18 protein-coding genes and 1 tRNA gene are annotated in these 13,161 nt (G+C 61.5%); 12 read left to right on the top strand and 7 right to left on the bottom strand.

Annotated elements, in window-relative coordinates; genetic code table 11:
* Positions 1–11 precede the first annotated feature (11 nt).
* The 9 genes from istA to AC07X9_RS07405 all read left to right on the top strand — a co-directional run bounded on the left by istA (position 12) and on the right by AC07X9_RS07405 (position 7,443).
* On the top strand, positions 12–1,526 hold the full coding sequence (gene istA / locus AC07X9_RS07445) for an IS21 family transposase (protein ID WP_021238707.1): 1,515 nt from the start codon (positions 12–14) through the stop codon (positions 1,524–1,526).
* A complete protein-coding gene (gene istB / locus AC07X9_RS07440; RefSeq protein ID WP_031304487.1) occupies positions 1,513–2,241 on the top strand; it encodes an IS21-like element helper ATPase IstB in 729 nt (242 codons plus the stop codon). Before istA ends, istB begins: the two co-directional genes overlap by 14 nt.
* Positions 2,242–2,413: 172 nt before the next feature.
* Complete coding sequence (locus AC07X9_RS07435; RefSeq protein ID WP_176342115.1) at positions 2,414–3,247, top strand: AAA family ATPase; 834 nt, start codon at positions 2,414–2,416, stop codon at positions 3,245–3,247.
* Positions 3,240–4,013 (top strand): hypothetical protein, encoded by a 774-nt coding sequence (locus AC07X9_RS07430; RefSeq protein ID WP_140159578.1) that lies wholly within the window; start codon positions 3,240–3,242, stop codon positions 4,011–4,013. The genes AC07X9_RS07435 and AC07X9_RS07430 overlap by 8 nt, the downstream gene beginning before the upstream one ends.
* A gap of 8 nt (positions 4,014–4,021) precedes the next feature.
* A complete protein-coding gene (locus AC07X9_RS07425; protein ID WP_086485724.1) occupies positions 4,022–4,291 on the top strand; it encodes a hypothetical protein in 270 nt (89 codons plus the stop codon).
* A complete protein-coding gene (locus tag AC07X9_RS07420; protein ID WP_086485723.1) occupies positions 4,288–4,788 on the top strand; it encodes a hypothetical protein in 501 nt (166 codons plus the stop codon). Before AC07X9_RS07425 ends, AC07X9_RS07420 begins: the two co-directional genes overlap by 4 nt.
* Positions 4,788–5,423 (top strand): hypothetical protein, encoded by a 636-nt coding sequence (locus AC07X9_RS07415; RefSeq protein WP_140159577.1) that lies wholly within the window; start codon positions 4,788–4,790, stop codon positions 5,421–5,423. Before AC07X9_RS07420 ends, AC07X9_RS07415 begins: the two co-directional genes overlap by 1 nt.
* Positions 5,420–6,784: a hypothetical protein gene (locus tag AC07X9_RS07410; RefSeq protein WP_086485721.1), complete on the top strand. Its 1,365-nt coding sequence runs from the start codon at positions 5,420–5,422 to the stop codon at positions 6,782–6,784. Before AC07X9_RS07415 ends, AC07X9_RS07410 begins: the two co-directional genes overlap by 4 nt.
* Positions 6,766–7,443 (top strand): hypothetical protein, encoded by a 678-nt coding sequence (locus AC07X9_RS07405; protein ID WP_086485720.1) that lies wholly within the window; start codon positions 6,766–6,768, stop codon positions 7,441–7,443. Before AC07X9_RS07410 ends, AC07X9_RS07405 begins: the two co-directional genes overlap by 19 nt.
* 116 nt (positions 7,444–7,559) lie before the next feature.
* Here AC07X9_RS07405 and AC07X9_RS07400 read toward each other — a convergent pair whose 3' ends face one another.
* Together AC07X9_RS07400 and AC07X9_RS07395 are read right to left on the bottom strand one after the other, a co-directional pair.
* Positions 7,560–7,919 carry a hypothetical protein gene (locus AC07X9_RS07400; RefSeq protein ID WP_086485719.1) on the bottom strand — a complete coding sequence of 120 codons (360 nt, stop codon included), beginning with the start codon at positions 7,917–7,919 and terminating at the stop codon, positions 7,560–7,562.
* Positions 7,920–7,958: 39 nt separating this feature from the next.
* Positions 7,959–8,456 (bottom strand): hypothetical protein, encoded by a 498-nt coding sequence (locus AC07X9_RS07395; RefSeq protein WP_086485718.1) that lies wholly within the window; start codon positions 8,454–8,456, stop codon positions 7,959–7,961.
* A 277-nt stretch (positions 8,457–8,733) separates the two neighbouring features.
* Here AC07X9_RS07395 and AC07X9_RS07390 point away from each other — a divergent pair, with 277 nt between their 5' ends.
* Complete coding sequence (locus AC07X9_RS07390) at positions 8,734–9,249, top strand: hypothetical protein (RefSeq protein ID WP_140159576.1); 516 nt, start codon at positions 8,734–8,736, stop codon at positions 9,247–9,249.
* A gap of 3 nt (positions 9,250–9,252) precedes the next feature.
* Positions 9,253–9,789, top strand: a complete 537-nt coding sequence (locus AC07X9_RS07385) for a hypothetical protein (RefSeq protein ID WP_140159575.1) — start codon at positions 9,253–9,255, stop codon at positions 9,787–9,789.
* Between the two features lie 144 nt (positions 9,790–9,933).
* Here AC07X9_RS07385 and AC07X9_RS07380 read toward each other — a convergent pair.
* From AC07X9_RS07380 to rpsD, 4 genes are all read right to left on the bottom strand, one after another.
* Positions 9,934–10,009: transfer RNA gene (locus AC07X9_RS07380), tRNA-Lys, on the bottom strand.
* 22 nt (positions 10,010–10,031) lie between these two features.
* Entirely contained in the window at positions 10,032–10,562 is a 531-nt protein-coding gene (gene folK / locus AC07X9_RS07375; RefSeq protein ID WP_017184636.1) for a 2-amino-4-hydroxy-6-hydroxymethyldihydropteridine diphosphokinase, read from the bottom strand.
* A gap of 43 nt (positions 10,563–10,605) precedes the next feature.
* Positions 10,606–10,857: a hypothetical protein gene (locus AC07X9_RS07370; RefSeq protein WP_017184635.1), complete on the bottom strand. Its 252-nt coding sequence runs from the start codon at positions 10,855–10,857 to the stop codon at positions 10,606–10,608.
* Positions 10,858–10,915: 58 nt separating this feature from the next.
* Positions 10,916–11,530 (bottom strand): 30S ribosomal protein S4, encoded by a 615-nt coding sequence (gene rpsD / locus AC07X9_RS07365; RefSeq protein ID WP_017184634.1) that lies wholly within the window; start codon positions 11,528–11,530, stop codon positions 10,916–10,918.
* Between the two features lie 214 nt (positions 11,531–11,744).
* On the opposite strand from rpsD, the gene AC07X9_RS07360 reads away from it, so the two are divergent.
* Positions 11,745–12,041 carry a chorismate mutase gene (locus AC07X9_RS07360; protein WP_017184633.1) on the top strand — a complete coding sequence of 99 codons (297 nt, stop codon included), beginning with the start codon at positions 11,745–11,747 and terminating at the stop codon, positions 12,039–12,041.
* A 36-nt stretch (positions 12,042–12,077) separates the two neighbouring features.
* Here the strand turns inward: AC07X9_RS07360 and AC07X9_RS07355 are convergent, their stop codons facing one another.
* Entirely contained in the window at positions 12,078–13,133 is a 1,056-nt protein-coding gene (locus AC07X9_RS07355) for a TrmJ/YjtD family RNA methyltransferase (RefSeq protein WP_017184632.1), read from the bottom strand.
* Between the last annotated feature and the right edge of the window lie 28 nt (positions 13,134–13,161).

Below are 13,161 nucleotides of genomic sequence, written 5' to 3'. Positions count from 1 at the left end.
GCGAGAACGGGATGTTGATCGTGGAGACAGTGGTTCGGATTCGGCGTGAGCATGCAGCGGGTAAGGCGATCAAGGCGATCGCTCGTGACCTTCGTTTGTCGCGGAAGGTCGTCCGCAAAGCGATCCGGTCGCCGGAGGCGGCGTTCAACTATCAGCGCAAAGTCCAGCCGCTGCCGCGGATCGGTCCTTATCAGGATCGTCTCGATGCGCTGCTTGAGGAGAACGAAGGTCGCGGCCGCCGCGATCGGCTACGGATGACGCGTATCCATGACCTGCTGGTGCGCGAGGGGTTCGATGGATCCTATGATGCGGTGCGCCGCTATGCGGCGCGCTGGCGTGCTGCGCGGCGGAAGGATGCTGGCGAAGGCGCACCGGCGTTCATCCCGATGACCTTCCAGCCGGGTGAGGCCTACCAGTTCGACTGGAGCCACGAGGATGTGGAGATCGCCGGCAAGCCGATGCGGGTGAAGGTGGCGCATATGCGTCTCTGCGACTCGCGCGCACCCTATGTCCGGGCCTATCCGCGCGAGGGCCAGGAGATGCTGTTCGATGCCCATGCCCGGGCGTTCGCGTTCTTCGGCGGTGTGCCGCGACGCGGTATCTACGATAATATGAAGACGGCGGTGACGGCCGTGTTCACCGGCAAGGAGCGTGTGTTCAACCGCCGCTTCCTGATCATGACCGATCATTACATGGTCGAGCCGACCGCCTGCTCGCCGGCGGCGGGATGGGAGAAGGGCCAGGTCGAGCAGCAGGTCCAGACAATCCGAGGCCGCTTCTTCCAGCCGCGGCTCCGGTTCGCCAGCCTGGCCGAGCTCAACGGGTGGCTGGAGGCCGAGTGCCGGCGCTGGGCCGAGCATCATGCCCATCCCGAACGCGGGGATATTACCGTCGCCGAGGCGCTGGATATGGAGCGACCGGCCCTGCAGCCGATCCTGGCACCGTTCGACGGCTTCCATGAGAGCGAGCATGCCGTCACCGGCACCTGCCTCATCAGCTTCGATCGCAACCGCTACTCGGTCATGTCGACGGCCGCACGCCGGACCGTTCAGGTGCGCTCCTATGCCGATCGCATCGTCATACGCTGCGGCGATGCGATCGTCGGGGAGCATGAGCGCCACTTCGGTCGGAACCGCACGATATACGATCCCTGGCATTATCTGCCGGTCCTCGCGCACAAGCCCGGCGCGCTGCGTAACGGCGCACCGTTCCAGGACTGGGATCTGCCGCCCGCCCTGCACCGATTACGGCGAAGGCTCGGCACCGGGGACGAGGCCGATCGCAGGTTCGTGCGGGTCCTCTCGGCGGTGCTCACCGATGGCCTGGAGCCGGTAGAGGCTGCCGTGCGCGAAGCGTTGGCGAACGGAACGGCCAGCGACGAGCTGATCCTCAACATCCTCTCCCGGCGCCGCGAGCCGGCGACACCCCACAGCATCGTCACTTCGGAAGACCGGATGCTGCAGCATCCTCCGCTCGCCGACTGTGCCCGCTATGATCTGCTGCGAGGCTATGATGCAGCGGCATGATATGATCGACACGATGCGCGGCCTCGGACTCAAGGGCATGGCGGCGGCGTTCGACGAGGCGGTCACCACCGGCCTCCAGCGCAAGCGCACCACCATGGAGATACTGACCGACCTGCTCCGTGCTGAGGCGACCCACCGGGATGCAGCCTCCATCCGCTATCGGATGACGGCTGCGAGGCTGCCCGTGGTGAAGGACCTGGAGCGGTTCAGCTTCGAGGGCACACCGATCAATGAGGAGATGATCCGCTCCCTTCACGATGGCTCCTTCCTCCCGCCTCGCCGCAATATCGTGCTGGTCGGCGGCACGGGGACAGGCAAGACCCACCTCGCCATCGCGATCACCGCCAATGTCGTGCGAAGGGGCGCTCGCGCCCGCTACTTCAACACCGTCGATCTGGTGACACGCCTCGAAGAGGAGACCCGGATCGGCAAAGGCGGGACCCTGGCGGCGCAGCTGTCGCGGCTCGACCTGATCGTTCTCGACGAGCTCGGTTATCTGCCGTTCGCCCGCTCGGGAGGGCAGTTGCTGTTCCACCTCATCAGCAAGCTTTATGAGCGGACCAGCGTCATCATCACCACGAACCTCGCCTTCGGCGAATGGCCGACCGTGTTCGGCGATCCCAAGATGACCACGGCGCTGCTCGACCGCGTCACCCACCACTGCGATATCGTCGAGACGGGCAACGACAGCTGGCGCTTCAAAAACCGCAGCTGACAGCCACCTTCGGCGCCTTCAAAAATCTATCTTGCGCTGCGCGCGCCTCCGGTCGGGCTACGCCCGCCCTCCGCCGCACGCAGCGCAAGGCCATCTTCAACAAACCAGCATCATATTATCTGAAAAGGGGGTCCCTCTTCGACGCCGATCGGGGGTCCCTTTTGAACGCCGTTTGACACTCTATCTCGCGCTCGAGGACAATCAGCGCCGCCTTCAAGGACGACTGCGCGCGATGTGCCTTACCGATGTGCCGGATCGGCTGACTTTCAGCACAGAATGGCCAAATCTCGATGGCGACTGCCTCAAGGAAATTGAGACTTGGCTCGATCGGGCTGAAAAGGCACGACTGATCGTGATCGATGTCTATGCGAAGGTGCGGGGTAGCAATCGCAGCAACGAGACGCAGTATGAGGCTGATTACCGCTTCATGACAGCACTACAGGGACTTGCCGGGCAATGGGGGGTCGCCATCGTCGTCGTCCACCACACCCGCAAGATGGAAGCTGAAGACCCGTTCGACACCGTGAGCGGGACGCGCGGCATTACAGGCGCGGCGGACAGCATACTGGTCATGAAGAAGGACAGCGCCAGCCAGCAACCAGTCCTCTACGGGCGCGGGCGTGATCTGCCCGACTTCGAAAAGGCGCTGCTGTGGGATTCCAATACCTGCACGTGGGCGATTACCGGGGACGCTCAGCATCTCGCGCCATCTGTCGAGGGGCAGGCCATCATGGAAGTTTTGGCTAAGGAGGGCGTCCCTATGTCGCCTACCGAGATTGCAAAGCGCCTCAACAAGGAGCGCAGCAATATTCAGCACCAGATGACCAAGCTTTGTGAAGCCGGGAAGCTCCAGAAAGAAGGGAGGGGGCTATATACCCCATTCACTACACTCACTCCGTTCACTCAGACAGTGAATGAAGTGAACATAGTGAATGACATATATAGGGGAAGTGACAGCGATCTGGACGGCGATGGCAATATCATCGGCTGGAATGAGATTGAGTAATTGGCCCCGGCGCTCACACTTTTTTCTGAAGTGGAAATCTTTGGATGCTCTCTGTTGGCCTGATTTGCCGTCAGTTGCCTTCTGTTTACTGATTTATGAACAGTTGAATAGTATTGATATTGCTGTATTATTTGTCGTTATGGACGAAAAGGCTAACTCTCCGGCTAACTTAGATACTGAAACGCCTGCTATTGCGCGTCGTCCCGGTCGTCCCAAGGGTCAACCCAAGGCTCCCGGATCGGGCCGCAAACCTGGCACCCCAAACCGCCACACGCGTGATGTGCGCGCTGCTGCTGCCAAGCACTCCACGAAGGCCATTGCGGCGCTTGTGAAGCTGCTGGGCCATGAGGATGGTAAGGTGATTGCCCTCGCAGCGAGAGAGATACTGGATCGCGCCCACGGTCGCCCGATGACGCCTACCGAGATGACTGGCAAGGACGGCGCTCCGCTGATCCCGGAGGTTTCTCAATTCGACGTTGCCCGGCGCATGGCCTTCCTCCTGAACAGGGCCGCGAAGGAAAAGGCGACCGCCGATAAGCCGCTGCCCCCCGCCTCCGAACGCTTCGCCGCACAGCCCCGCCCTGAAGTGTCGTCGCCCCCGCCACCACCCGCACCGCCGCCTGCGCCGATCGTTCCCGATGACACTCAGCGCATCTTGGAGGAGGCGGGCCGCGCCGATCGAGAAATGCGCGCTGAACGCTCCCGTCCCGATCAACAGAATTTCGCCAACACCGTGCCGAACGTGGTGCGGCTTCGCCCTCGATAGGAACCACTATGCTTACGACGACTGAACAGACGCAGCGGGCGCACAAGGCGGTAGGAGACTGGCGTAGCGCAGTCGCCGGTGCGCGGCTAACCCGGCAGGCCATGGAGGCGCATGTCGCTGCTATGCGCACCGCCCGCGCCGCCCTGCTGCCATTCGCTGACCCCGACCATGTGCCGACCTTTGAACAATTGGCCAAGGTCCACCCTAGCGAATGGGACGGCATGATTGCCGACACCATCGAACACGTAAAGTCCCGCATGAAGGAGCAGAAAGCATGAACGCCGTCACCCCCAAGATCAGCCCTGAAGCCCCCGACGAAGCCGTCGCCCCGTTCGACAACAGCCTGCGCGCATCCAAGACGAACCTTCAGCCTGAAGGCCACTCCCGCAATCGCTACTGGCACAAAGCTGGCCCCGGCGTGACGCAGGACCATATCCGCCATCAGGACTATTGGGCGAACCTCGCCAAGCGCTTCACCCGTCACGACATTGTTACGGTGATGGCCGACGATGAAAGCTGGGAGGCCGAACTGTGCGCCGAGCATGTCATTCACGGAGCCGTCCAGATGTCGGTGCGCAAGGTCTACAAGCGCGTATCGACCGTTCACGCGGGCCGCGTCGTGGATGGCCTGGGCAACTTCTTCTCGCAATGGCGCGCTGGCGATGGCTGGTGCATCATTCGCCGGGATGATGGTCACCCGGTCATTCGTGGCCATACTCTGGAAGCGACCGCGATTGCTCAGTGGCACCGCGAACAGCCGAAAATGGTGGTGTGATGGAAACCGATCTGGCCGAAGTCGCCCTGCCGACGATCATCAGCGAAATCACCGCGATCGAGACCGACATGCGGACCAACCGGCCCGCCTATAATCGGGACACGGAAAAGCAAGCCCGCCTGCGCGACCTATACGACCGTCGCGCAGCGGTGCAGGCTCCTACCGTGCTGGATGAGGATAGTCAGGGCATGGAGGCGCTGATGCCGGTCCTGCGCTCTGACTTCTACAAGCAATGCCCGGACGGCGATTATGCCCTCTATGCCAAATATCTGCGGCACTGCGGCGACGTGATGCTCCCGATCCCAAGCGGGGAGCGGCGATCCTTCGTCGCGCGGTTTGAGGCTCTGCCCGATGGCGTGGTGCAGGCCATGATGACCGAACTGGCCAACACAGCCACGGTTGTGCATGGGCGCTGCACCGAAAAACAGGTGCGGGACGCAACGCGGATCAACGGCGGGTCCGTCATCCACGAATGGGGGCAGGAAGCACCGGAGAAGATGGCACGGGTCCGCGCCCGGCTGGAGCGGATGCTGATGACCATGGAAACCGACCGCGACGTGTCCAGCTTCATGGATTGGTTGTCGGGGCTGTCAGATGGCGCGGCGCGGGCCGTTTACCGGAAGCTGGCGCAGTGAGCGACCTCCTTGATCAATTCCTTGGCGGGAAGTCTCCCTCCAAGGTAGATCCACTCGATGAGGAACTTCGCGACATTGCCGCCGCGCGTCGTTCGATCATCATGCACAATGCCGCTTCACCCGATGCTGCTGCGAGAGCCAACGTCCTGTCGCGCGAGAATGGCTTGCCCCCCACGATCGTGGAACAGCACCTTCCGGCTTTCGAGATCGCGCGCCGTTCGGAACGCGCCAACGCGCTGATGGCGAAGCATCCCGCGATCGGAAGATGGTCGAGCGACCCGCGCAATATCGCGGCGGCTGCGGATGATTACGATAATCTGGGCAAGCTTGGTGCGGCCTTCGCCTCGCGGATTGCCCGCGACAAGCGCGACCTCATGGCCAGCGGCGGCTTTGTCGAGCGCATGGGCGACCTGTTCAAATCTGGCGTCTATAGCCTTGATCAGGGCGCGGCGGCGGTGCGGGGCGCTTTGCAGGACTGGAGCGCCCGCAATCCGCTGCCTTGGACAAGCGCGGAGAACACGGAAGCCGCCGTGGTCGCGGCCAGACAGGCCCGTGCGATTGCGCGGATCAGCCGGGATATGGCTGGGACGAAGGTGGCGGGGGAAACTGACTGGAGCGCCGTCAAGGAGCGTCCGACGCCGGGCAATGTCCTAAAGTTCGGGTTGGATCAGACTGTCAAAAGTGTGCCTGGCATGGCGCAGGCGGCGCTTATGCTGCCTGCCTATATCCTTGGGCAGGCGGGCAGCATCGGCCAGACGCGCGCGAATGTGCAGGGGCGGGAGGACGCCGATCTGCAAGACGTGGGTGAGGCAACACCTGCGGCCCTCCTGAGTGCGGCGCTGGAGCGGATCGGTATCCGTGGAATATTCGGGGCGACCGGCAAGAATGCGGTGATGCGGGCTACCAAGGCCGGGGCGACTGAAGCCGTCACCGAATTTGGACAGAGCGCGGTCGAGTATATCGGCGGGCACAGTCAGACGGGCACCGAGTTCAGCACCGACGAGATGCTGGATCAGGCATTTGCAGGGGCTGTCGCGGGCGGTGTCATGGGCGGCGGGATGCGCGGCACCGTCGAGGCGTCCGGGCCGGTGGCAAGGCGCGCGCGCGGGCTGGTGAAGCAATTTACCGCTGCGAACGATGCTGTTCTTGACGGCCAATTTCTCGACGGCTTGGGCAAAGCGATCAACGGCACGAAACTCGCTACCCGTGATCCCGATGCACTCTCATCCCTCATTCGTGATCTGGGAGAGGAAGTCGGCGTCGAGCAAGTTTTCATATCGGGTGAGAAGATCGTCGCCTACCAGTCGTCCGGGGCGGACAACGACTATTTTGGAGAATGTGCATGTCCTTGGCGAACCTGATCGTCCAGCCCCAAGCGGCGTATCTCTATACCGATCAGGGCCATTTTGATCGTGACGGGCGTATACTGCGACTCGAACACAAGATTATGCCTTTCCCTCGCCAGTTCTTGGCGATTGCCATGGTGGGGGGGGGGAAGATGACCCCGACCAGACTTTTCGATGAGATCGAACGCCGGGGAATCGACCAGCTCGACCAGCTCGATTTTCTCAATGCGTTTCGCGCGCTGATAATTGAATTATGCCCGGAACCCGTTTGTATCAGTGGCATGGTAGAACACCGCTTCATGATTGGCTTTTACTCCCACAAACATGGGCGCGCGCTCGGTCTGACGATGTTCACGCCGGGATATGGGCCTGATGACAAAGCACCTTATGAGTATCATGCGGCTGAAATAGTGATTGCACCCAATGTCCCGGCTGCTGACGCCTTTGGCGGGCGCAGGATCAATGTCACCCGGCCTGCGTCCTTCGATCCGGTCAAGGACGGTGCGGCGCTGGTCGATGCGCAACGGGCGAAGGTGACAGGTTGGGGCCATGGCATTGCTGATGGCAGCTATATCGCTGGCGATACACTGCTAACCGAAATATCTGCCAATGGTCTGGCCTTCGATCTGATCGCGCAATATCCCGATAAAGTCGGTGAGCGGGTCGCGGCATGATGACACCGCCCTCCAGCGGGCCGGTCCTGCTCGCGAAGCAGGCGGCGGCTCAGAGGGCAGTGCCGGAATTATGTATAACCGGAAACGATCGTGACGTTAAGAGCGGGCCACTGGAATTAAATCTCTGGCGTGATGGTACAGAGGTCGTCGCCTGGGGCGGGGGTAATTCCCCGCCTCTTTTTACCGGGCTTTAGGGCCAGTTCGCGTGCCTGCTGGCGGGCGCGGTTCCACGCCGCCACGATAGCGTTGGCCTCACGAATGATAGCCTCTTCGTCCGTCTCAGCCTCTTTGACCGACACGAGATTGGCGACTGGGGCGGGCTTGAGCGCGCGGCGGACGGTATCGACGCTTAGGCCGGTTTCGTCTGCTATCTGGCGGGGAATTGCCTTTTCATGCTGTGGCCCTTTGCGGCGTCCGTCCGCCAGTGTTGAGACTGGTGCAGCATTTTGCGGCACCAGTCTCTGCGCCTCCAGCAACTCAGCATAACGCCGGATATGCTCGTCGCGCTGCAGAACTCATTTCTCGAGTTCAAGAATCGCCTTCCCTACTATCTCGCTAAGGTGTTTTGCCTGACCAGAAAGTATGGAAGAGAAGCTCCCATTTATCTGAGCAATCAAAACGCCGCTCTCATGCCGTTCAACAATACCCATCAAACAATAAACTTCAGTCTGTGCCTTAAGTGATGCGTATGCAGCTACAACAGTCCCAATCTCTGAAGGCTTCAGTAATCCGATCTTACTTATCCCATGATCGTACATCGGAAAATTTTCTTGAATGGGAATAAGAAACGACGCGTTGCCAGCATCGGCTGCCCGCGATGCGTTGATGTCGGCAGTCGATTTGATGTGTTTCAGCTCTTCAAGGATTCCCCTACGCAGGGCAACAGCACTCCGAGTGTCGGCGTGCGACTGCTTAAACCACTCCAGCAGCGTATTGCCGAGGGTCGCAAGAACGACCGCTCCCAGGCCCACCAGTAGTGGCTGATATATCGTCCAGTCTGCTCCGGCACTCAACTCAAGCTCGCCTTTATAAGTCGGCGCACCGCCTCAGGCCGCGACGGCTGATCGTCCTGCGCGTCGATCCATGCGTCTAGGTCTGATAGGTCAGCGGGCGCTAGCTTGACGTGGATGCCAACCGCACCAACGCTTGGCCGACCCCTGCCTTTCTTTTTTCCGGTATCCGATATTGCGTCTGTCATTATTATTGGGTATCAGAAAATCAGCCTGAGGGAAAGGCTGCAACCGATCCCCCAGGCCTAACCGAAACCCCTACGAGAGAGGGATTCCGACTATGACCGACCTAGCAATGTCTAGGCGCGCCGTCACGCGCGCGCTCGCAACACTTTCCGTTGCATCCGTTCCGACAATGGCTGTTACGGCTCCTCTATTGGCTTCTATGCCCGTGGCCGCCGATGCCCGCGAGTGGAATGCAGCCATGACGCACTACCGTAAAACGGTGGCGGACGGTGAGACGTTCGAGCGGGAGCGCCTTGAGCCGCATTTTGAAGCGGCCCGCACCAGATTTGGCGATGATCGCCCAAAAAGGGGAGCCCCAGACTGGCCGGAATATCGGGATTGGTGTGTGTCCAGCGGGTTCGACGCGGCCATGGATCAATGGCAAATCGTGGGCGAAGCGGTAGGCGACGCGCAAACAACGCTGCTTGCGATGCCAGCGCCCGACTTGGCAGCATTGCGATGGAAGCTGGAACATACGTTCGAGGCCGATGGCGACATTGCGCTTTGGTGTGAGGAAATCGCGCTGTCCATTCGGTCAGACTTCCTTCGACTTCTGGCCGGGGAGGCTTGAGCCATGGGCGTTATAAACCACCCCTCTTTTCCGCCTGCCGCCGCTGCGCTGATAGCCGCGCGCATGCTGGAAAAGCATAGCCCCGGCGAGATCGGCGCGGCGATTGAAATCCTTATCGACGTGCTGGACCTTATGGGCGGCGACCCGGACGCGGAAAACGGGAACGACCTGGAGGACGACTTCACCCTGTCGCCCATGGCTGTTGCCTATGGCAGCGATGGCGCAGGGTGCGCGATCAGCGATCAGGATGCGGGTGCCTATGTCGAATGGCATACCATGCGCGGGAACCAGAAGCGCGGCTCCAATCTCCTAGCCGGGCGCGAGGACGACGAGGACGACGACCCAGCGGAGCAGGACGACCATGAAGGCCAGTGCGACGAGGACGGCATAAACACCGCCTTGGATACTGTGCGCTTCACCACCGGTGCAAGCGGGCCGGGATGCCCGATCAGCGACGAGGGTGGAGGCAATGTCGAGGATGAGGCTCAAATGTGGTTTGCGCCTGCCTACACAGGCCCACAAGGGGGCTTTCCAGCCTGACACGCAACAAACGACGCGAGACAATAGGGCGGGGGCTTCGGCTCCCGCTTCTTTATGTCCGTTAGCCCAGAAGTTAGCCGAGCCAGGTGCTCAGAGACTGTTAGCCCGGCAATGCCGAGATTATTCAACATTTTCAGGCTGTTATGGTGAGTCCAGCTGGGTTCGAACCAGCGACCTACTGATTAAAAGTCAGTTGCTCTACCGACTGAGCTATGGACCCCAACTGCTTAGGTGCGGACGCCCTAGAGGGGGCGGCGGGGATGGTCAACCTCTTGTGGCATGCTTTGGCTGGCTTTTTGCAGGCGGGCGCGGAGGTGACGGACGTTGAGCCCTGAGCGGGGATCGCGCCAGGTGGGGGCGATGCTGTAGAGCGGGGTCAAAACGAAATCGCGCGTGGCAAAGGCGGGATGGGGGATCGTCAGTGCAGGGCTGTCCCATGCGCCGCCCGACCACAGGATGATGTCGATGTCGATGCTGCGCGCGCCCCAGCGGCGGTAGCGGCGCCGGCCTAGCGCCCGTTCGATCGACTGGAGCCATGCCAGCATGGCGGGCGGGGCAAGCGGGCTTTGGACCAGCAGCGCGGCGTTGGCGTAGCGGCGGCGGGACGGACCGATGGGTGGCGTTTCGATCGTCGGCGAGATTGCGATCACCCGGCCGTGCTGCGCGATTCGCGCAGTCGCTTCGACCAATAGCCTGCGCGGCGTCAGGCGAGCGGACAGGGCGCGGTTCGATCCCAGCGCCAGGGCATAGAGATGGAGGATCGCGGTCGCCATGAGCTGCGCTTACAGCTGTGGCGCGCGCGCGCAAGCGGCGCGTTCAGGATTGTGCGGGTGGCGCTTTGCCATGTTTCGCTGATGCCTTCATTTCTTCATAGACGACGTCGCGCGCATCGGGCTCCAGCGCCTCCAGATATTTGATCGCGGCCTTGTAGGTCAGGAAATCCTTGCCATCGGCGATGATCGGCACGGTGCGGCCATTATAGATTCGCCTGAGCAGGCGTCGTTGCGTCCTGCCGATCGGCGACGCGCTTTCGGTGTCGGTCATGGTCTGTGGTGGAACCTTGTGCATGAAAAAGGGCGGCTCCTTGCGGGGCCGCCCTTTTTGTAAAGCCTTGAGTGAAAGCCGATCAGCGCGAATAGAATTCGACGACCAGATTGGGTTCCATCTTCACCGGATAGGGCACTTCGTCCAGCGTGGGAACGCGGACATAGGTGACCTTGGCGGCGCCATCGGGCGAGACATAGTCGGGGATGTCGCGTTCGGCCAGGGCCTGCGCTTCCATCACCAGCGCCATTTCCTGCGCCTTCTTGCCCAGGGTGATTTCGTCGCCCGGCTTCACCAGACGCGAGGCAATGTTGCACTTCACGCCGTTCACATAGATGTGGCCGTGCGAAACGATCTGGCGCGACGCGAAGATGGTCGGCGCGAACTTGGCGCGATAGACGACGGCGTCCAGGCGGCGTTCGAGCAGACCAATGAGGTTCTGGCCGGTGTCGCCCTTCATGCGGCTGGCTTCGAAATAGTTCTTCTTGAACTGCTTTTCGGTGATGTCGCCGTAATAGCCCTTCAGCTTCTGCTTGGCGCGCAGCTGGATGCCATAGTCGGACACCTTGCCCTTGCGGCGCTGGCCGTGCTGACCGGGACCATATTCGCGCTTGTTGACAGGCGATTTGGGACGGCCCCAGATATTCTCGCCCATGCGACGGTCGAGTTTATACTTGGCGCTTGTGCGCTTCGTCATAGATAATTCCTTACAAATGCTAACAACTAAGCTCGCCCTGAAAGGGTGAGCATCATTCCCGGTATCGCCTACGTCCGTTTTGCGTTTGTGCGCTCAGGGGCAGGGCCGCCGCTTCACCGGGATGCGAGGCCAATTGCGAAGGCGCGCCTATGGCCACAAGGGGGCGGCATGTCAACCCTCGACAGGGGCGCAGGCTGCGCCTAATTGGCGGGGCATGAACCCTGATGACTATAGCAGCATGGCAGAGGTGCGGGCGGGCGTCGATGCGATCGACCGCGATCTGGTGGCGCTGCTGGCCCAACGCTTTGCCCATATGCGCGCCGCCGCGCGGATCAAGCCGGATCGCGGTGCCGTGCGGGACGAGGCGCGCAAGCGTCAGGTGATCGATCAGGCCTGCGCGCAGGCGGCGCAACTGGGCGTGCCGGTGGCAATCGTCGCCGATCTTTGGGAGCAGCTGGTCGAAGCGTCGATTGCCTATGAAATGGCCGAATTCGACCGGACGCGAGGATAGAATCCCGACCCGTTCGGAGGAGGGGGTGTCAGACCCTTAGCGTTCGCGCGGGCGATTGAGGTGGGACAGGACGCCACGCAGCGTCCGCACCTCCAGATGGTTCCAGCCCGGCTTGGTCAGCAGGTTGCGCAACGTCAGCTTGGTTGCGGGCGCGCGATCGGGTGGGAAAAAATAGCCGACCTTTTCCAGCAGCGTGTTGAGCTGCTCGATCATCCCTTCCAACTCCACCTGCGGCGCGGGTTCGCCCAGGTCGGTGACGGTCGGTTGCGACAGATTAGCCTGTTTCGACCATTCATAGGCGCAGAGGATGACCGCCTGGGCAAGGTTCAGGGAACCGAATTCCGGGTTGATCGGCACGGTCAATATCTTGCGGGCGAGCGCCACATCCTCGGTTTCCAGACCGGATCGCTCCGGCCCGAAAATATAGGCGCAGCGGCCCTGAGCAGCGTGGATTTCGCGGGCGGCTTCCTCTGGCGTGACGACCGGCTTGGTCACGCCACGCTTGCGCACGGTGGTCGCATAGACATGGGCGCAATCGGACACGGCGTCGGCGAGGGTTTCAAAGACCTGCGCCTGATCGAGAATGAAGTCTGCGCCCGCGGCTGAAGGGCCGGCATCCGGATTGGGCCAGCCATCGCGCGGCGCGACCAGCCGCATTTCGGTAAGGCCGAAATTGAGCATGGCGCGCGCGGCCTTGCCGATATTTTCGCCAAGCTGGGGGCGGACCAGGACGATGACGGGGGGAGGGGGGAAAGCTGTCATTTCAATACCGTTCGTCCTGAGTAGGGGCTGAGCCTGTCGAAGCCCCGTATCGAAGGATTTGCGCGCGGCCTGCCGAATGGCGTCCCAGTCTCCCGCGATCAATCCTTCCTTCTTTTTGCGCGACCAGCCCTTGATCTGCTGTTCGGCGGAAAGCGCTTCGTCCCGCGTCCCGAAATCCTGGCTCCAGACCAACGCGACCGGGCGACGGGTCTGCGTGTATCCCGAAATCTCGCCCGACTGGTGCTGGGCGATGCGTTGCTCCAGATTATCAGTGTGGCCGACATAATAGCTGCCGTCGGCGCAATGCAGCATATAAGTATGAAACGTCATTGCGCGGTCCTTCGATACGCCATTTCGA

The sequence above is a fragment of the Sphingobium sp. GW456-12-10-14-TSB1 genome, from assembly GCF_059424385.1.
Note: the sequence above shows the minus strand (reverse complement) of the source record. Positions and strands in the feature narration are given on the sequence as shown.